Raw genomic sequence first — 18,217 nt, forward strand, 5'->3', positions numbered from 1 at the left:
CCCCGAGCATTCCTCGGTTTACGCGTCGTGCCCCACTGAGTATAACCACAAGAAGAAAGTCGGAGATTGAGAAAATTAATCACCCTCCACTCAATTCTTCGTTCAATGCAGATAAAGTGTGCATCCATGATGAAAACTCACAACTCCCGCATTCGTCGCGCTCTCGGCGCAGCAGCGTGCGCATCCGCCCTCACCCTTCTCGCAGCCTGTGGAAATGAGGCCCCTGAGGGGAACGAGGTGGCGTCGGAAAAAGAAAACGAACCAGCCCAGCAAGAGGTCAATCAGGAGCCTCTGCCTGCCGGTGTTGTGCCTGCTGCGCTGATCGTGAATGGGGAGGATGCGCCGGAGGGTTACAGTTATGAGCCGCCTAGTCAGGAATCGCAGGGATCGTTGGATGACCTCATGGGAGAAACTGGTCCCGAGGACGTGCCAGTGGTGGAGCCTGCTCAGTGCGCCGGTGCGATCGTGGATGGAGCTACATTCTTGGATTGGCTGTCTCGGCCATCGGAAACTACCGCGGTGGCTCACTACACCAGCACGTCGAATGAAGACGAAGGCATCCAGGTCATGCTCAGCACCGAGCCGGCAGATCCCAGCCAGTACCCCAAGGATGCGTCCGAGTGCGCAACTGCCACAAAGATCAGCAACAACGAGTATTTCCCCACCGAGAAGAAGTATGAGATCAGCCCAGCGGACATCAAGGCCGATGGCGCGGACGTGCTCTCTGCCACGCAAACAAAACTCGTGTTCAGCAAGGTAAAGGGCGAAGAGGAAACTGTCGACGGGGAGACTCTCTACGTTCTCACCGGCTCTGTGCGGGGTGCGCATTTCACCATCGCCTCCACTACGTCGCTGTCTGCTGAGGAGTTCTCCAAGTTGGCCACGGCTCAAGCACAGCGCATCTCAGAGGCACAGTAGTTGGATGCGAGCGAGAAGCCGGAGTTGGTGATCCGGCCAGAGATTCCTGCGGATCACGAGGCCGTCCATGCGCTCACCGCCGCGGCCTTTGAGCGCGAGGATGAAGCCACCTTGGTGGACGCTCTGCGCCAGGATGAGGGCTGGATCAAGGGGCTCTCGTGGGTAGCTGAGCTGGATGGTCGGATCGTGGGCCACGCCTTGGCAACCCGATGCCACATCGGTCAGACCCCGGCGCTGTGTTTGGCTCCCTGTTCCGTGCCGCCGGATCTGCAGGGGGAGGGCGTGGGTTCTTTGTGTATCGACGCCGTCATTGCCGCAGCTCAGCGCCAAGGCGAGAAGTTCATGACCGTGCTGGGGCATCCGAACTATTACCCACGCTTTGGGTTCCACGTAGATCCGCGGGTGACTCTTCCGTTTGAGGTGGACGAGGGTGCGTTCATGGTGTTGGAGCTGTCTCAGGAGCCGATGCCCGCGGGTCAGGTGAAGTACGCGGACGCGTTCGGGATCTAGCTAGGGGCTGGGGGTGGGGGTTTGGAGCGTGGGGGCTTGGAAGTGCCCGCGCCCGCACGAATGTTTAAGTAGAAAGCAGTCAAGGCCCGCATCCCCAGGAGAGGGGAGCGGGCCTTGAAAGTGTCTGTGAAACGTCTAGAGCTGCTGCTGAAAGCTAATCGCTAAAGGTTTAGCGAGCGTTGTATGGCAGCAAAGCCATTTCACGAGCGTTCTTGATTGCAGATGCAACCTCGCGCTGCTGCTTAGGAGTCAGACCGGTGACGCGGCGAGAACGGATCTTTCCGCGGTCGGAGATGAACTTACGCAGCAGAGCGTAGTTCTTGTAGTCAACCGTCTCAATGCCTTCGGCCTTGAGAGGGTTCTTCTTTGGGCGACGGGACTGCTCGAGCCGTGCCTTCTTGTGGTTGGTGCTACGTGCTTTCATGATGCAAACGCTTCCTTACCAGCTCGACTTACGAACGCCGGGAAGCTCACCGCGGTGAGCCATCTCGCGGACGCGGACACGGGACAGGCCGAACTTGCGCAGGTAACCGCGTGGGCGGCCATCGGCTGCATCGCGGTTGCGAACGCGTACGGATGCCGCATCGCGAGGCTGACGGTTCAGCTCCCACTGTGCTTCCATGCGATCCTCGTCAGAGGTGTTCGGGTTCTTGATGATGGACTTGAGCTCAGCGCGACGCTCCGCGTAGCGGGCGACGATTTCCTTGCGCTGCTCGTTCTTAGCGATCTTGGACTTCTTAGCCATAGATTATCGCTCCTCGCGGAATTCGACGTGCTTGCGGACTACCGGATCGTACTTCTTCATGGTCATGCGATCCGGGTTGTTGCGCTTGTTCTTGCGGGTGACATAGGTGTAACCAGTGCCAGCCGTAGACTTCAGCTTGATGATTGGGCGGATATCATTACGTGCCATTCTTAGATCTTCTCCCCACGGGCGCGGATCTTGGCAACGACAGACTCGATGCCGTCACGGTCAATGGTCTTGATGCCCTTGGTAGACACGTTCAAGGTGATAGAACGGCCTTCAGAGGGCAAGTAGAACGAACGACGCTGGATATTTGGGTTCCAGCGACGGCTCGTGCGGCGGTGCGAGTGGGACACAGTCTTGCCGAAGCTCGGCTTGCGTCCCGTGACCTGGCAAAATGCCGACATGGGTTTCTCCTTCCGCCTCGCAACTCATGGGCCCTTAAGGGAATGTCCAGCCGGTTAGACAGGCCGAGTGGGCATACCGAAGAGCGAGCTGCGTGGCGATGACGTTTACATAGACAACAGCAAGCGATAACCCTACCGTGCGCAATGCGGAATACCTAATTTCCTCAGGTCTCGCCAAATCTCAACTCACGCAGGGGCAATCACGGACAATTCGATGTGCTCGTGGGAGCCCCGCCAATCACGCTCTCCGAACTGCCGAGCAAAGCTTGCGAACCGGGGGAGCGGGCGTGATTTTAAATTCTCCGCAAAGGTCTGTAAGATGCTCCGAGTTGTACGTTTCCAACCCAACTCAGTCACGATCCGTGCCGGGCGGGAAAGTTTCGGTTCTTCACAGGACTTTAACTACCGCTCACCGCTTCGGAACCGGACTGATGTAACCACCTTAGGGAATAAGAAGTATGAAGAAGGAAATCCACCCTGACTACCACCCAGTGGTATTCAAGGATGCAAGCACCGGCCACAGCTTCCTCACTCGCTCTACCGCTAGCTCTTCGCGCACGGTTGAGTGGGAGGATGGCAACGAGTACCCGTTGATCGTCGTTGACGTGACCAGCGAGTCTCACCCATTCTGGACTGGCGCTCAGCGCGTCATGGACACCGCAGGTCGTGTGGAGAAGTTCCAACGTCGTTACGGCGCTGTGTCCCGCCGCAAGAAGAACACTCAGTAAAGGGAGGGTAGAAAACAATGGCAGTTCCAAAGCGCCGTCTGTCCCGCGCAAACACGCACGCTCGTCGTTCACAGTGGAAGGCTGACAATGTCGCCCTCCAGACCGTGAAGATCAACGGTGTGGAAGCTCAGATTCCTCGCCGTTTGGTCAAGGCCGCTCAGCTTGGTCTGATCGACCTGGAGAAGTAACCCTTCTCTCAATCTTCACAATTTTAACGCCGCCTCACTTCGAGGTGGCGTTATTTTTATATTGTTTCTATGTCATTTTATATAGGTTTATGTATCTAAATAATGGCGTTTAAAAATAAGAGATTCCCAAGAATTCAATGCATTTAGTATAAGTATTGCAAAACAAGTGGGACTTAATGCATTATCTTTCCGCGATAGGTGCACAATAGAGCCATGAAGATTCTTATTGCCGATGACGATCAGGCCGTTCGTGAGTCCTTGCGACGCTCCCTGATGTTTAACGGATACACGGTAGTGCTCGCTGAAGACGGTGAGCAGGCCATCCAAAAGCTGCACCAGGATATTCCGGACATTGCGATCCTGGATGTGATGGTGCCTCGCAAGGATGGCTTAGAAGTTTGCCGTGAGCTGCGCAGCAAGGGAGATGATCTGCCGATCCTCATTCTCACCGCGCGCGATTCCGTATCCGAGCGCGTGGCAGGTTTGGATGCGGGTGCCGATGATTATCTGCAGAAGCCCTTCGCGTTGGAGGAGTTGCTGGCGCGTACCCGCTCGCTGATCCGCCGTGCTGCGCGCCCAGCTATTTCGGAGGGTGCGGAAGTTGAGCCAATGCGATTTGAGGATCTATCCCTCAATCCGGAAACGCGTGAAGTAACCCGCGCCGGTCAGCCCATCAGTTTGACCCGTACGGAATTCGCACTTCTGGAACTGCTGCTTGCCAACCCCCGCAAGGTGCTTTCCCGCATCAATATTCTGGAGGAAGTGTGGGGCCAGGATTTCCCTACCTCTGGAAATGCGCTGGAGGTTTATATCGGTTATTTGCGTCGTAAAACGGAAGAACATAATGACGTTCGTTTGATCCACACCGTCCGCGGTGTGGGCTATGTTCTCCGGGAAAGCGCTCCATAGTCTTGAGCATTCCGCAGCCGCGCCAAGAACCAGCTCAGGAGATCCAGCGTTCCAAGAGGTTGATTTCCTTCCAGAGCTGGCCTTTGCGCAGCCGTTTGGCGGTGCTGACTGCCTCCGTGGTGATCATTTCCATCGCGGTGATCACCCTGGCTGCCTACACCTCGGTGAGCCAGATTCTGTACATGGATGTGGATCGCAATCTCCAGGCGCAGGCGCAACGCCTCAAGAACTTCGGCGGCGGTCAGGACCCAGACAACGCGGATGTGGAAGAGCCGTACTCGCCATTGAGCGGTGCCGCGTCAATGGGCTCCGGCGCCTTGATTATCCCGCGGGATCAGACCGGCCCAAGTGTCGAAGAGTCCGCCTACACGGATGTCCTGTACCCGGCCCAGCTGGCTGTGGTTCGGGGCGAGCAGTCATTTTCCTTCAAGACCGAAGGCAACATGCGTTACTACGCCGTGCGCGCCTCGGATGGCCGCGTGGTGGTGGTGAGCCAGGACATCGCCTTTACCTTGGAGGCGCTGCACTCGCTGCGAATCGTGTTGATCCTGGTGGGCGTGACGGGCGCGTTGGCGGCCATCATCGCTGGTCTGGCGGTCGGTTCTGCTGGCGTGCAGCCCATTGACCGCCTGCGTCGGGCTGTGAATCGCGTGGCTCTGACTGGTGAGCTGCGACAAATCCCCGTGGAAAGCAACGATGAGCTCGGCTCTCTCACCCGTTCTTATAACGAGATGACGCGCTTTGCGAGACTCCACCGAAAAACAGCGGGACCTGGTCGCAGACGCCGGCCATGAGCTGAAAACCCCGCTGACTTCCCTGCGCACCAACATCGAGTTTCTGATGATGGCATCCCGTTCCGAAACCGCTTCGCTCTCCCAGAAGGACCGGGAGGATGTGGAGCGTGACGTGGTGGCGCAGATCGATGAGATGTCTAACCTCATCGGCGACCTGGTAGATCTGGCTCGCGAAGACGCAGCTCCCGCCAAGGAGGAGATGGTGAGCCTCGAGGCAGTGTTCATGGATTCCCTGGAGAGGATCTCGCGCCGCCGCCCCGATGTTCACTTCGACATGCACCTCATCCCGTGGACCGTGGTGGGCGAGGAATTCAGCCTCAACCGCGCCATCCGCAACCTTTTGGATAACGCCGCCAAGTGGTCGCCGCCGGGCGGTACGGTGCGGGTGTGGATGGAACCCATTTTCGACGCCGAGCGCGTGGATAACCCCACGGCCGTAGAAATTCGCATTGCCGATTCCGGCCCGGGGATCCCCGAGGAGGATCGCATCAAGGTCTTCGAGAGGTTCTATCGCTCAATTCAATCCCGCTCCATGCCTGGCAGCGGGCTGGGGCTGGCCATCGTCAAGCAGGTCATCGTTCGGCATAATGGAGCCATCATTGCGGATGCTTCGGATGATGGGGGAGCATTGTTCCGAGTTGTGCTGCCGGGTAAATCTGGCAGCTAGCTGGGTTGTTGCTGGATGGCGAGCGCTGCGATTTCTCTGATTCTCGCAGAGTCTATCCAGCGAACATGACAGAAATCCGGGGGTTCACCGTGAACAATGGGGTTTACTCAAGCTTTAAACTTTTTGAAATTCAGGGATTTAGGGAAAGGACATTCGAATGAACAACGGTGTTAATGGCGCGGAGGGACAAGGGGCACAACCCGGCCGTCCGGATCAACACACGCAGGCATTCCCCGCTCCGCATTCGAATGCCAGCTGGGATGGAGTGAACCCCTCTGCTCACCCCAATGGCCCCCAGCCAGGTTCTGCCGGTTCCCGGTACTCTCAGGCGGCTGCGGGATCCGCACCACAGCAGGGTCAGCACCCAGGCCAGTTCTCCCCGCAGGGTGCCCCACAGCAGACCGGCAGCCTCGGACAGCCAGGTCACCTGGGCCAGCCCAACACACTCGGTCAACCCAACACGCAGGCTGGACTCGCCGGGGGCTACGGCGCCGGAAGTAGCTTCGGCGGGCCTCAGGCAGCCGTGAAGGCACCCAAGCGCTGGTCCACCTCAGCTCTGGCGGCGATGCTCCTTGCGGGTGCAGTCGCAGCCAGCGCCACCACCGCCGTGGTGATGGATCAAACCGGTGCTGTGGGATCCGGGAACCACTCCACGTCCTTCGACACGAGCAATTCGAGCAATAACGAAAGCGTGGCCGATCCGGTAACCCCGGGCTCCACTGAGGACATCGCCTCCCGCGTGCTTCCCTCCGTGGTTTCCATCCAAGTGAAGACCGCTCGCGGTGGTGGTGAAGGATCGGGTTCCATCTTCTCCTCTGATGGCATGATCGTCACCAATAATCACGTGGTGGCTGGCGCGGAAAACGGCGGGATCCAGGTGCGCCTCAATGATGGCCGGATTCTGCAGGCCAAGTTGGTTGCTGCGGATGCGCAGACCGATATCGCCGTGATCAAGGCCGAAGGTGCCAATGACCTCCAGCCCATTGAATTGGGCGATTCCAACGCTCTCAACGTCGGCGAATCAGTTATTGCCATCGGCTCTCCGCTGGGGCTGACCTCCACGGTGACCACCGGCATCGTCTCCGCGAAGAACCGGCCAGTCCAGGCGGGTGGCGAAAGCGGCGGCGAGGCATCCCTCATCGATGCCATTCAAACCGATGCCGCCATCAACCCCGGCAACTCGGGCGGTGCCCTGGTTGACCAGGAGGGCAAGCTGGTGGGCATCCCTTCGGTCATCGCCACGATGGGCGGCACGGGGACCGAGCAGTCAGGCTCCATCGGTTTGGGGTTCGCTATCCCGGTGAACCAGGCGAAGCAGATCGCGCAGGATCTCATTGAGAAGGGCAAGACCGAGCACCCCATCATCGGTGCCAAGATCAACACGGGATCCAGCGTTTATGGCGCCGAGATCGCGGGCGTCAATGACGGCAGCCCAGCCGATGAAGCCGGCCTGAAGGAAGGCGACGTGGTGACGCGGGTTGATGATCGCCCCGTGGAATCTGGAGTGGGTCTCATCGCGGCCATTCGCTCCCACCAGGTGGGGGATCAGGTGAAGCTGACGGTCACCAACTCCAATGGTCGGGATGAGCGCACCGTGAACGTCACGCTCTCGGCAGAGTAACCACTCGGGCGAGGCAAAAGGGGAAAGGGCGCGGCTGCGGCCCATTGGTACACCCAAAGGGGTACGGAAAGGCCGTTTATCTTTCGCGCCCGTGGTTCACGGGATACGGTGAACACACATTTATTCTCTTTTGCCATTTCTTCTGATCGGAGCCCGAGTTTATGAGCCCGCGCCAGCCGCACACTGCGCCCGAGGAAGTTCAGTTGAACGTCATGGACTCCGTAGATCCCGCAGATATTGATCGCCTGATTTCCCAGGTGCAAGAGCCCGATGACCAGGTCTTTCATCAGCTAGATATGAACTCACGCAGCAATGGGGAGCGGCGCGAGCACGCTCTCCTGCACGCGATGGTGGTCATCATCTCGGATGAAGAAAAGGGCAAGGATCAGTCCGGGGAACTGGTGACTGAGCTCCTCACGGAGGAAAACTTCCTGGTTGATGCAATCGTGCACGTTGAATCCCGCAAGTCCGCGATCCGCAAGGCCATCCAGACCGCCGTGGTGGGTGGGGCTGACCTGGTGATCACCGTGGGTGCCACGGGGCTGGGTTCTCGCGATAAAGCTCCCGAAGCGGCCCACGCGGAGATCGACCGAAAGGTGCCGGGCATCGCCGAAGCACTGCGCTCTTCCGGGCTGGCTGCCAGCTCACTGGAAGCCGGGTTGTCGCGTGGCGTGGCCGGCGTATCCGGTTCCACCGTGGTGGTTAACCTGGCCGGCACGCGCAGCGCGATCCGCGACGGCATGGCGACCCTGTGCCCATTGGTGAGGCACGTCATCGCTGACATGAATCGCTAGCGTCATCATGGGTGAGGGTGTTTCTTCTTCTCGACGCCACCCCGGCCGAGTTCCGCGTCGAACCTTTGGCTCGCTGGGGGCGGCCAACGAGGATGCGAAGCTTTCCTCTTTTCCGGTTGAGCCGGAAGATAAAAATATCCCGGAATCGGCCGATGAAGAAGGCCGAAACCGGGATGATTTTTGGGAGGAACAGCGTCCTCCGCACTACTAAGTATTAGTTAGCGGTGTGCTTGCCTGGTGCCAGGGGATCAACGGTGTTGTTGAGTGCCTGGTCAGCAGCGGAGTTGGTGCCGAAGTTAGAGTTGCCAGCGCCCTGGGTCTTGAGCAGGTCGCGGATCTCAGCCAGCAGTTCCAGATCGGTCTGGCCGGCTTCTTCAGGCTGGATGCCCTTGCGGCGAGCCTGAGCTTCAGCGAACTTGTTCATTGGGGCAACCATCAGGAAGTAGATGACTGCAGCCACGATGAGGAAGTTGATGATTGCGGAGATGATGCTGCCCAGGTCGACGAAGGTCGCTGAGTTGCCTTCGCGGAGGTGGAAGCCGAGTCCCACATCTGGGCTGCCACCGAGAGCGGCGAGCAGAGGCTCAACGATGCCGGAGGTGAAGGCGGTGATGATGGCGGTGAATGCAGCACCGATGACCACTGCGACAGCCAACTCGATGACGTTGCCGCGCATGATGAAATCTTTAAAGCCCTTGAGCATGGAAATTATCCTTCTGTGAAGTGTTTTTGGATGAGATTGGAATCTACCATCCGAAACAAACGTATTAAACTATTTCAGAATTGCACTGTAGCCATTTTGAGTGATCACTGCGGGAACGCGTAGGTCCCACGGCTCAGTGGGCACTCTGGTGAGGTACTCGCGATGGTCTAAGATCGCACAAACCTCTGTATCGGTGGATAACTCCCCGATGTTACGGTCATAGAACCCGCCCCCTTGGCCGAGGCGAAATCCCTGCTCATCAACGGCGAGCGCAGGAATGAGGAATTGTTCCACTTCTTCGGGGAACCGTGGGTCGGCAGGCCCCATGGGTTCAGTGATACCGTAGGTGCCTGTGGAAACGTGGCCATCGTAGAGACAAAATTCCAAGTTGCGGGTGCCGGGAACCACGCGTGGAAGCAAAAACTGTATTCCTGCTTCGTGTAATCGGGGGATCAATTCCGGGCCACCGGGCTCTCCCGGAAGCGGCCAATATGCCGCGACCACTCGAGCCTGCCGGGTAGCGAGGTGCTTAAGAACGTGCTCCAGAATTTGCGAGTCCCACTGCTCGCGCGTGGCCTGGGGGAGGCGGGCGCGCTCAGCGCGGATGCGCGCCCGCAATTCCCGCTTGCTTTCCGCGGGATCAGAAGGGGGAGGATCTGCCGGAAAATCTTTCACTTGTGCATCCTTCACATATCGCCCTTCACATATCGCTGAGCCTCCCGATGAGCGGGAGAAAGCCGGGGGACTACTACGGCACGCAGTAGATCCGGGATCCAACTATCGGTGCAATATTAGCGGTAGTATCTCCGCATGACTTCCGACCAACAACCGATCGCCGGACTGCGCACAGTAGTTGTACCCGCAGCCGGTCTAGGCACTAGATTCCTCCCCGCCACAAAGACGGTGCCCAAGGAATTGCTCCCCGTGGTGGAAACCCCGGGAATTGAACTCATCGCTCGTGAGGCAGTAGCTGCTGGAGCTGAACGGCTCGCAGTGATCACCGCCCCGAAGAAGCAAGGGGTGATGGGCCACTTCGCCACCGATGAAGAGCTCGAAGCCACCTTGGAAGCCCGCGGCAAGGATCTGCAGCTGCGCCGGGTGCAGGGCGTGAAGGGAATGATCCGCGCTCAGGCTGTGGAGCAGGAAAAGCCCCTGGGCCTCGGCCACGCGATCGGCCTGGCAGAACAGGTTCTGGATGATGACGAGGATTGCTTCGGTGTCATGCTCCCGGATGACCTGGTCTTGCCCTTCGGCGTGATGGAGAAGATGCAGGCAGCCCGCGCGGAATTCGGCGGATCCATCCTGTGTGCTTTCGAAGTTCCCGAGGAAGATGTCAGCAATTACGGCGTTTTCGACGTGGAAGAAGTTGGCCGCGAGGATGTTCGTCGGGTCACCGGCATGGTGGAAAAGCCAGATGTGGCGGATGCCCCCAGCAACCTGGTGGCAACTGGTCGTTATCTTCTGGATCGGAAGGTCTTCGACGCCTTGCGTCGGACCGAGCCTGGCAAGGGCGGTGAAATTCAGATCACCGATGCCATCGAGCTGATGATCAAGGAAGGCCACCCCGTGCACATCGTGGTGCACGATGGATCTCGCCACGACCTGGGCAATCCCGGCGGTTACATCCGCGCGTGCGTGGATTTTGCCCTGCGTGATGACACCTACGGCCCGTCTTTGCGTCGGTGGTTGGAAAACCGCATTGAAGAATCCGATGACAAAGCCGTGGTCAGCGGCCTCAAGCTCCCCAAATAACCGCTCGCAATAACAGCGCTCAGTTAAAGCACACCTAGCGATAGTTTCAGAAAGGTAAGTGGCACCGTGAGATCAGTTGAGGAGCAACTCGCTCTGATCACTGCTGCGGCCGTGACCCCGGAGCCCGTACGCATCGCTATTTCTGAGGCGCTCGGTTTGCGCTGTGCTGAGCAGGTGGAGGGTGCAGAGCCCATCCCCGGTTTCGATCAGGCTGCGATCGATGGCTTCGCCGTGCGCTCGGTGGATATCCGGCAGGCTCTGGAATCTTCTCGACGCCAACCCGCCGCCCCCTCTGATACCGAAGAAGAACCACCGCGCGAAGCCCAGAGTGCGCGCCCGGTGTTGCCCATCGTCGGTGAGGTCACTGCTGGTTCTCACCGGCCGGTGCGATTGCAGCCACGACAGGCCGTGCGGGTGCATACCGGCGCGCCGCTGCCCACGCTCGCAGATGCAGTAGTTCCACTGGATTGGGCGGACGTGCAAGGGCGTCGAATGGAACCGCTCGAGCTCGTTCAGCCGGGCCAGTTTGTGCACCGCAAGGGCTCTGACGTGCAGCCCGGCGACGTGGTGGTGGAGCAAGGTGCTGTCATCGGTGCTGCTCAGGTGGGCCTGCTGGCCGCGGTGGGTCGATCCAAGGTGCTGGTCTACCCGCGCCCGCGCCTGTCCATTCTTAGCTTTGGTCCGGAGCTGCTGGATATCGACCGCGAGCCCGGCTTGGGTCAGGTTTATGATGTGAACTCCTATGCGCTGGCTGCAGCTGGCCGCGAAGCGGGTGCAGAGGTGCACCGCATCGGCATCATCAGCGGCGAGCCGCGGCGTCTGCAAGACACCATCGAAGGACAACTGCTGCGCTCGGAAATCGTGGTGATCAGCGGTGCCGTCGGTGGCGAGTCTTCCGATCGCTTGCGGGAGGTGCTCAGCGAGCTCGGTGAGATGGAGATCTCCCGCGTGGCCATGCACCCGGGTTCAGTTTTGGGCTTTGGACAGCTGGGGCCGGATAAGGTACCCACCTTCCTGCTCCCCGCCAACCCATCAGCGGCGTTGGTGGCCTTCGAGGTGATGGTCCGCCCATTGATTCAGCTCATCCGTGGGCAGCGTCAATCCGGGCGTCGAATCATTCAGGCCCGCAGCATCGCCAGCATCGAGTCTGCTGCCTACCGTCGTGGCTTTGTGCGCGGTCAGCTGATGCGCGCACGAGACACCCGTGAATTTCTGGTGGATCCCCTCGGCGCCAGTGCCGGTAGTGGCGAACCGCTGCACCTTTTGGGGAGCCACGGCCAGGCGAATTGCCTGATCATTATTCCCGCCGATGTGGTGCATGTGGCGCCTGGTCAGGTGGTCGATGTGATGTTTCTCTCGCACCGCTCATAAGGGTGAAAAATGCGGCTGATTAATGGTTTTCTTGAATTGATGCCTTTGTAGGATTAACCCAGTGGGAAAGACTTCCCGGATCGAATGGAAATGAAACGTTGATCAGACAGACTAGGTCTGGCTGGCCATTTGGTACAGCCGCCGTGCTTACCAAGGGCGGCGAGGGGCCACAGGTCCGCTTGCGCTCTTTGTCACGTAAGGACGGCGCGGAGTGGCGTCGGCTTCGGATTAAGGACGAGGACGCGCTGCGCAAGGTGGAGCCGACCGTAGATTCGGATTGGGCGGAAGCACATTCGCAGGCGCAGTGGCGCAAGACGTGGGGCAACCTCAAGGGCGTGGCCAAGCAGGGCACGGTGGTGCCGGCTGCCATCGAAGTTGACGGCAAGTTCGCTGGTCAGCTGACCTTGGGAAACATCCAGCACGGCATTGTGTCCAGTTGCTGGGTGGGCTACTGGGTGTCCTCGGAGCAGACGGGCAAGGGTGTGGCCACGGCTGCGCTGGCCTTGGGCGTGGATCACGCCATGCGCGTCCTGGGATTGCACCGCGTGGAAGCCACCGTGATGGAGGACAACGAATCCTCCCGCGCCGTGTTGAAAAAAGCGGGTTTCCGCACTGAAGGCGAGCTGAAGCGAAACCTGCACATCAACGGCGAATGGACCGATCACCTCCTGACCGCGGTGACGCGGGAGGAGCTTTATGACGAGGAAACTCGAGGCCTGGTGGATCGCATGGTGAAGGACGGCAAGCTGGTCTACGTGGCCCCTTCCGAGCGGAAAACTGAGAGCTAGCCTGGCTTTTCTTGCGCCCACTGCAATTCCTTCGGCGTGGCAGGGGCGTGTCACTGCCTATCAGGGATACCTTGGGTATCAATTCATTTTGCAGTTCATAATCTTTGGGAGGGCACCTCGTCGTGGCCGGTTCTTTGTTGCTCATTGCTGTCGTTTGGATTGTGCTGCTCGCACCGCTTCTGCTCCGTAACCAGTCGCCCGTGCGTCGCACTGCCAAGGCGCTGACCGAAACGCGCGTCCTGCACAAGGGCGGCGAGTCCTTGCAGCGCAAAAAGCGCCTCACCCCTGCGGTGGAGAGCTTTCAATCCGCCGACATCGATGAGGAATTGGAGCTGGTGGAAGCCGAGCCAGAGTTCTTCTTGATTGACGACGCCGATGATTCCCGCCCGCTGACCCTCAAGGATCGTGCCGCGAAGTCCGGACGGAAGAAGTCCACTGACGCGGTTGAATCTGTGGCCTCTGAGAGTACCGCCGAGGCGGAGATCGTGGACGCAGAGGTTGTGGACGCGGCTGAAGCTGAGACTGCAACAGACGAGACCGCCGATACCCAGCTGGATGCGATTGCGGAAACCATCGACGGCGAGGTCGTGGAAACCGCAGACGCAACCCCGAGCGAAGTGGCCGCTGGAGCAGAGGCCGAAGAACCTGCTCCAGCCGTAGCTCACGCTTCCCCGGTTAGCCGCGCGGAATCCTACGATGACACGGATACCGGATCCTTCCGCCCCGTCCGTCTGGTGGAAGACTCAGCGGACAACTCAGCGGAAGCTGAAGAAGCAGTCACTGCCCGCCCACAGGTGGTAGAGATTTCCACCGCATACTTCCGCGGCTCTGACCTCGACCCACAGGTCAAGGTGGAAGAGGACGAGGTGAGCGTCGAAAAGGGCGAAAAGGAAGCCGCCGCACATGCCACCGCAGTAGCGGAGCAGATCCGCGAAGAACAAGAACAGGGCAGCGTAGAGCTGGACGAAGAGGACATGCGCTACCTGGCCTCCCGCAAGGGCCGTGGCGTGTATGACCCGGTAGCTTCTCAGCAGGCGGCGATGCGTCGTCTGCGCAGGCGCAAGCAGGTGCTGCTGGCATTGCTGGTGCTGTGCGTGCTCACGGGCATCGCTGGCGTGATCTGGGGTGGCTTGAGCTGGATCGCCACCGTAGCGGCAGTGGGCTTCACCGTGTTCTATCTGTACTCCTTGCGCCGCAGTGCGATCGAAGAGGCGAAGACTAGGCGCCGCCGGATCGCCCGCATGCGTCGTGCACGGTTGGGTGTGCGTAATACCGAAGATGGGGAATTGGGTGTGCCTGATCGCCTTCGCCGCCCCGGTGCGGTGATCGTGGAGGCGGATGATTCTGACCCTGATTTCGAACACCTCGATTATCTCGACGCCGCCGATTACTTCGGTGACTTTGAGGACCTGGTGGAGCATGATTCCCGGCAGCGTATCTACGCCGTCTAGCACCTAAGCACGAGTGATGAATCACCAAGTATTACGCGATGGCGTGTTGCTGCTTCTGCGGCTGGCACTGGGGGTCATTGCCATTGCTCACGGATGGAACCGCGTATTCCAGCAGGGCATGGATGGGGGCACGGGGACTATTGAACTCTTCCGCGCCGCGGGTGCTCCAGCGCCTGGCGTGCTGGCGTGGCTGACCGCCGGAGTGGAGATGCTCGGTGGAGCCATGGTGGTGGCAGGTTTGTTGACCACAGCAGCGGCTGGCGCACTGGCGCTGGTTACCGCGGTGAGCTTCTACTTTTTCCACATGAGCAATGGATTCTTCGCGGTGAATAACGGCATGGAGCTCCCGCTGCTAATCATCGTGTGCTGCCTGACTATTGTGGTGTTTGGCGCCGGACGGGCCAGCTTGGATAGAGCCCTTTCCCGCTTCGCCTGAGCAGGGAGGACATAAAAGGGTATGGATTGTGATGCAGTGCGCGTGGCGATGTCCGCACGTTTGGACGGCGAATCCTCCGAACTCCCCGAAGATGTAGTGGAAGCCCACGTTGCCGGTTGCCCGGAATGCCAACGATGGTTCGCTACCGTCTCCACGCTGGGGCGGCAGCTGAAATTCAATCTTGCACCAGAAGCAGCCTCATCCACCTCGGGGGAGGACGCGGCTGCTCGGCTGCTCGGAGCCTCCCAGGATTTCCCACAGGTCACGGGTCAGCTGCGGGCTCGTTCTTTGCCCCTGGTTTTCGCCCGCCTAGCTTTGGCAGCACTGGCGATTGTGTTCCTGGTGTGGGCGGGTGTCCTGCTCTTTGGCCCCGCGCTGGGCGTGGGTTTGCCGGGCGAGGCGGAGTCCGTTAGCAGCGCGGAAGATGCATTCGTCAACCGCTTGATCATGGATGCTGCCACCACCCGCTTCGCACTGGGCGTGGGACTGGGATGGGCCGCATTCCGCCCCAAGACTGCTGCCGCTCTGTTGCCGGTGTATCTGGCCACCTGGGCCTTCGGCGCGGGTATTGCCACCCGAGATGTGGTGATGGGCTTGGTGGGTCCCACTGTGGAACTGCCAGCGGTGGTGGGAAGCCTGGTGCTGCACTTGATCGCAGTGGTTGCACTCATCACGTGTTGGCTGGCTCGCCTGCATGCGGTGACCCCGCTCAAGCAGTATTGGCGCCTGCTTACTGCCCAGCCGATGAGCTTCTCTGTCTCTGACGTGGAGCGTCATTCCACGTTCCGGCCGGGTGACTAAAACACCGGGGGTTAGGCCCAGAGTTTAAGCCCAGCAGTTAGGCCCAGCTGGGCAACCACATGCGGGAAAGCCAGTCGTTATTCGACATGGGCATGCCGGAATACATCGGCAGGAAGAACAGGAAGTTCCACACGCAGAACACCACATACGCGATCACCAGAAGCTGCCCGGTGTGCTGGCGCAGTAGCGTGACAGCTTGGTACTGCGAAGCGGGTTCTTCCGCGCTGGCTAACCGCCACGTGCTCAGCTGACCCAGAGCCAATGCCAGCGCGATGACCAAGAAGGGTGCCAGGTTCACTGCGTAGAAGAGGTACATCTGCCGATCCATGGCCAGCAACCAGGGCAGGAATCCGGTGGCAAAACCCACCACGGGGATGGCCCATCGGCCATCGCGCCTGATGATGAGGCACCACAAACCCCACAGCAGAACGGGCACGCAAGGCCACCAAATTGCTGGAGTGCCGAGGAGCAGCACCACGTGGCGGATGCCTTCAGAATTAGCTCCCGGGTTGTAGTACATGAGCCCGCGGGAGCTCACCAGCCACGACCACGGTTTGGATTCCCACGGGTGAATGTGGCCTGCGGAATTGGTCAGTTCTGTGTGGAACTTCAGCACGGAATAGTGGTAGTAGATGAAATTCTCCACGGATTGCGGCAGAAAGTTCACCAGTGGGCCGATCGCGAAGTCCTTGGCCTGCCCGGATTCCAGAGCATGGCGATACACCGAGGAATCATTCGCGAACCACGCGCGGAAGGTAGCAAAGTAAATGCTCACGGGCAGGATCACCACGGAGGCGAAGGCAGACACGCTATCCAGCAGCAACGTGCCCTTGAACGGCTGGAATACGCCGAAGCGTCGGCGTCGAGCAAAATCCGAAACCACCAGAGCCACCCCAGCGAAGGCCAGGTAGTACAGCCCAGACCACTTCACCGCCAGGCTCAGCCCCAGGGCGATGCCCATGGCGAAACGCCACCAGCGAAAGCCCATCCGTGGCCCCAGGGGGAAGAGGAACATCCGACGTTCGCGCAGCACCGTGGTGAAACGCGTTTCCATCTGCTCGTGATCCCGCACCGCGCAATAGGCCGCGGCCACCACGAACAGGGTTTGGGTGTGATCCAGCATTCCGGAGCGGCCAGTGACAAAGAGGATGCCTTCCGAAAGCGCCAGGATCCCGGCGAGCAGTCCCACCCAATCGCTCCGGGAAATCCGTCGCGCGATTGCGGCAATCAGCACGATGGTGAGGATCGAAAGCAGCGCAGTACTCACGCGCCAACCAAAAGGGGAGTAGCCGAAGACCGCCATGCCCAGGGACTGCAATTGCTTGGCCAGCGGTGGGTGAACCACCAGACCGAATCCCGGGTTGTCCTCAATGCCGCCGATCAGCAACCCGCTGTAACCCCGCAGGATCTGCCAGGCCTGCGGCACGTAATGCTTCTCATCGAAGACCGGCGTGCCCGCATCAGTGGGAGCATTCAAACCGGGCAAGCGCAGCGCCGCGCTCATGATCGCCAAAGCCACGAGGATCACTCGCCACCGGGTCCAGCTCAAGGCCGAGTGCATCTTTCCCCGCGCACGCACCGGGACTTCCCCGCGGGAGGGAGAGGCGGATGCTGGGTGGGGTGGAGTCTTCGTGGCGATAGGCACGGTGCCTTACTTTAATTGACTGCCCGGGCTGTGACGTACTTTAGAGTTCATGGAAAGTTTGTTTGCCGCTGCAGCTGCTCGTCGCCCACTCCCGGATGGCGGAATCATCCTGGCGGCCACTCCGCTGGGAGACCCGCACGATGCGTCCATCCGGCTCATCGATGCCCTCAGCAGCGCGGATGTCATCGCCGCCGAGGACACCCGGCGAACCCGCGCGCTGGCCGATGCCCTCGGTGTGCAGATCCAAGGCCAGGTAGTCAGCAACTTTGATCACAATGAATCGGATCGCGCCGGGCAGCTGGTGGAGTTCGCACGCAACGGCAAGCGGGTGCTCGTGGTCACCGATGCTGGCATGCCGTCGGTCTCCGACCCCGGCTTCCCCGTGGTGCAGGCCGCGTACGCAGCAGGAGTACCGGTGACGTGCTTGCCGGGCCCATCGGCCGTGCCCACCAGCCTCGCCCTCTCCGGTCTGGGCGTGGGTAAGTTTGCGTTCCTGGGATTCGCCCCGCGCAAGGACGGCGCGCGCCGCGCGTTCTTCTCTTCTTTTCTCGACGCCACCCACGCCACCTCATTCTTTGAATCTCCGCACCGGCTGGCCGATACCTTGGCGATCGCCGCTGAAGTATTGGGCCCGCAGCGCCAAGCCGCCGTGTGTCGCGAACTCACCAAGCGCTACGAAGAGGTTCGCCGGGGGAGCCTGCCCGAGCTCGCTGAGTGGGCTGCGGGTGGTGTGAAGGGAGAAATCAGCGTGGTGATCGAGGGGAGCTCCGGGGCGGGAGAGGTTGACGTCGAAAAGCTGGTGGAAGAAGCCGAAGAAAAGGTTTCCGCAGGGCACAGGCTCAAAGATGTCTGTGGGGAAATCGCGGCGCGCACGGGTGCCAGCAAGCGGGAGCTCTATGAAGCGGTATTGGAATCTCGCAATTCATAAGCGCGAAAAACGCCGTCGATATGAAAACTTTATAAAAACTTTATGTTTGGACGTTTCCACC

Annotated in this window: 24 protein-coding genes; 17 read left to right on the plus strand and 7 right to left on the minus strand. The window is 59.9% G+C overall.

Features of this window, described 5'->3' with window-relative positions:
• The first annotated feature begins 126 nt into the window (after positions 1-126).
• Positions 127-918: a hypothetical protein gene (locus tag IRY30_RS03170; protein ID WP_194555929.1), complete on the plus strand. Its 792-nt coding sequence runs from the start codon at positions 127-129 to the stop codon at positions 916-918.
• Positions 919-1,428, plus strand: coding sequence for a GNAT family N-acetyltransferase (locus IRY30_RS03175; RefSeq protein WP_228502524.1), 510 nt, complete (start codon positions 919-921; stop codon positions 1,426-1,428). It begins immediately after the preceding gene.
• A 169-nt stretch (positions 1,429-1,597) separates the two neighbouring features.
• On the opposite strand, the gene rpsR is transcribed toward IRY30_RS03175, so the two are convergent.
• The 4 genes from rpsR to rpmB are packed head-to-tail and all read right to left on the minus strand — an operon-like array spanning position 1,598 to position 2,580.
• Positions 1,598-1,852 carry a 30S ribosomal protein S18 gene (gene rpsR, locus IRY30_RS03180; RefSeq protein WP_194555930.1) on the minus strand — a complete coding sequence of 85 codons (255 nt, stop codon included), beginning with the start codon at positions 1,850-1,852 and terminating at the stop codon, positions 1,598-1,600.
• A gap of 15 nt (positions 1,853-1,867) precedes the next feature.
• Positions 1,868-2,173: a 30S ribosomal protein S14 gene (gene rpsN, locus IRY30_RS03185; RefSeq protein WP_194555931.1), complete on the minus strand. Its 306-nt coding sequence runs from the start codon at positions 2,171-2,173 to the stop codon at positions 1,868-1,870.
• Between the two features lie 3 nt (positions 2,174-2,176).
• Complete coding sequence (rpmG, locus tag IRY30_RS03190) at positions 2,177-2,341, minus strand: 50S ribosomal protein L33 (protein ID WP_194555932.1); 165 nt, start codon at positions 2,339-2,341, stop codon at positions 2,177-2,179.
• A 2-nt stretch (positions 2,342-2,343) separates the two neighbouring features.
• The gene (rpmB, locus tag IRY30_RS03195; protein ID WP_194555933.1) at positions 2,344-2,580 is read right to left on the minus strand and encodes a 50S ribosomal protein L28; all 237 of its coding nucleotides are present in this window, start codon (positions 2,578-2,580) and stop codon (positions 2,344-2,346) included.
• Positions 2,581-3,038: 458 nt separating this feature from the next.
• Here rpmB and IRY30_RS03200 point away from each other — a divergent pair, with 458 nt between their 5' ends.
• The 8 genes from IRY30_RS03200 to IRY30_RS03235 all read left to right on the plus strand — a co-directional run bounded on the left by IRY30_RS03200 (position 3,039) and on the right by IRY30_RS03235 (position 8,492).
• Positions 3,039-3,308: a type B 50S ribosomal protein L31 gene (locus IRY30_RS03200; RefSeq protein WP_194555934.1), complete on the plus strand. Its 270-nt coding sequence runs from the start codon at positions 3,039-3,041 to the stop codon at positions 3,306-3,308.
• A 17-nt stretch (positions 3,309-3,325) separates the two neighbouring features.
• On the plus strand, positions 3,326-3,496 hold the full coding sequence (gene rpmF / locus IRY30_RS03205) for a 50S ribosomal protein L32 (protein WP_194555935.1): 171 nt from the start codon (positions 3,326-3,328) through the stop codon (positions 3,494-3,496).
• Positions 3,497-3,709: 213 nt separating this feature from the next.
• Positions 3,710-4,405 (plus strand): response regulator transcription factor, encoded by a 696-nt coding sequence (locus IRY30_RS03210; RefSeq protein ID WP_194555936.1) that lies wholly within the window; start codon positions 3,710-3,712, stop codon positions 4,403-4,405.
• 2 nt (positions 4,406-4,407) lie between these two features.
• Entirely contained in the window at positions 4,408-5,199 is a 792-nt protein-coding gene (locus tag IRY30_RS03215; RefSeq protein ID WP_194555937.1) for a HAMP domain-containing protein, read from the plus strand.
• A complete protein-coding gene (locus tag IRY30_RS03220; RefSeq protein ID WP_194555938.1) occupies positions 5,147-5,866 on the plus strand; it encodes a sensor histidine kinase in 720 nt (239 codons plus the stop codon). Before IRY30_RS03215 ends, IRY30_RS03220 begins: the two co-directional genes overlap by 53 nt.
• A gap of 157 nt (positions 5,867-6,023) precedes the next feature.
• On the plus strand, positions 6,024-7,487 hold the full coding sequence (locus IRY30_RS03225; RefSeq protein ID WP_194555939.1) for a S1C family serine protease: 1,464 nt from the start codon (positions 6,024-6,026) through the stop codon (positions 7,485-7,487).
• Between the two features lie 212 nt (positions 7,488-7,699).
• On the plus strand, positions 7,700-8,281 hold the full coding sequence (locus tag IRY30_RS03230; protein ID WP_194556540.1) for a MogA/MoaB family molybdenum cofactor biosynthesis protein: 582 nt from the start codon (positions 7,700-7,702) through the stop codon (positions 8,279-8,281).
• A 7-nt stretch (positions 8,282-8,288) separates the two neighbouring features.
• Positions 8,289-8,492, plus strand: a complete 204-nt coding sequence (locus tag IRY30_RS03235; protein ID WP_194555940.1) for a hypothetical protein — start codon at positions 8,289-8,291, stop codon at positions 8,490-8,492.
• A gap of 3 nt (positions 8,493-8,495) precedes the next feature.
• On the opposite strand, the gene mscL is transcribed toward IRY30_RS03235, so the two are convergent.
• Complete coding sequence (mscL, locus tag IRY30_RS03240) at positions 8,496-8,984, minus strand: large conductance mechanosensitive channel protein MscL (protein ID WP_194555941.1); 489 nt, start codon at positions 8,982-8,984, stop codon at positions 8,496-8,498.
• A 69-nt stretch (positions 8,985-9,053) separates the two neighbouring features.
• Positions 9,054-9,659: a 5-formyltetrahydrofolate cyclo-ligase gene (locus IRY30_RS03245; RefSeq protein WP_194555942.1), complete on the minus strand. Its 606-nt coding sequence runs from the start codon at positions 9,657-9,659 to the stop codon at positions 9,054-9,056.
• Between the two features lie 135 nt (positions 9,660-9,794).
• On the opposite strand from IRY30_RS03245, the gene IRY30_RS03250 reads away from it, so the two are divergent.
• The 6 genes from IRY30_RS03250 to IRY30_RS03275 all read left to right on the plus strand — a co-directional run bounded on the left by IRY30_RS03250 (position 9,795) and on the right by IRY30_RS03275 (position 15,583).
• Entirely contained in the window at positions 9,795-10,736 is a 942-nt protein-coding gene (locus tag IRY30_RS03250; protein ID WP_194555943.1) for a UTP--glucose-1-phosphate uridylyltransferase, read from the plus strand.
• Positions 10,737-10,802: 66 nt separating this feature from the next.
• Positions 10,803-12,107 (plus strand): molybdotransferase-like divisome protein Glp, encoded by a 1,305-nt coding sequence (gene glp / locus IRY30_RS03255; protein ID WP_194555944.1) that lies wholly within the window; start codon positions 10,803-10,805, stop codon positions 12,105-12,107.
• A gap of 98 nt (positions 12,108-12,205) precedes the next feature.
• A complete protein-coding gene (locus IRY30_RS03260; RefSeq protein ID WP_228502528.1) occupies positions 12,206-12,895 on the plus strand; it encodes a GNAT family N-acetyltransferase in 690 nt (229 codons plus the stop codon).
• Between the two features lie 122 nt (positions 12,896-13,017).
• Positions 13,018-14,346 (plus strand): divisome protein SepX/GlpR, encoded by a 1,329-nt coding sequence (gene sepX, locus IRY30_RS03265; RefSeq protein WP_194555945.1) that lies wholly within the window; start codon positions 13,018-13,020, stop codon positions 14,344-14,346.
• 16 nt (positions 14,347-14,362) lie between these two features.
• The gene (locus IRY30_RS03270) at positions 14,363-14,782 is read left to right on the plus strand and encodes a DoxX family protein (RefSeq protein ID WP_194555946.1); all 420 of its coding nucleotides are present in this window, start codon (positions 14,363-14,365) and stop codon (positions 14,780-14,782) included.
• A 21-nt stretch (positions 14,783-14,803) separates the two neighbouring features.
• Positions 14,804-15,583: a zf-HC2 domain-containing protein gene (locus IRY30_RS03275; RefSeq protein ID WP_194555947.1), complete on the plus strand. Its 780-nt coding sequence runs from the start codon at positions 14,804-14,806 to the stop codon at positions 15,581-15,583.
• A gap of 37 nt (positions 15,584-15,620) precedes the next feature.
• On the opposite strand, the gene IRY30_RS03280 is transcribed toward IRY30_RS03275, so the two are convergent.
• Positions 15,621-17,228 (minus strand): dolichyl-phosphate-mannose--protein mannosyltransferase, encoded by a 1,608-nt coding sequence (locus tag IRY30_RS03280; RefSeq protein ID WP_374708553.1) that lies wholly within the window; start codon positions 17,226-17,228, stop codon positions 15,621-15,623.
• Between the two features lie 49 nt (positions 17,229-17,277).
• Here IRY30_RS03280 and rsmI point away from each other — a divergent pair, with 49 nt between their 5' ends.
• On the plus strand, positions 17,278-18,156 hold the full coding sequence (gene rsmI / locus IRY30_RS03285) for a 16S rRNA (cytidine(1402)-2'-O)-methyltransferase (RefSeq protein ID WP_194555948.1): 879 nt from the start codon (positions 17,278-17,280) through the stop codon (positions 18,154-18,156).
• The last annotated feature ends 61 nt before the right edge of the window (positions 18,157-18,217 follow it).

Origin of the sequence: Corynebacterium suicordis DSM 45110 (genome assembly GCF_015351405.1) — a bacterium.
GTDB lineage: Bacteria > Actinomycetota > Actinomycetes > Mycobacteriales > Mycobacteriaceae > Corynebacterium > Corynebacterium suicordis.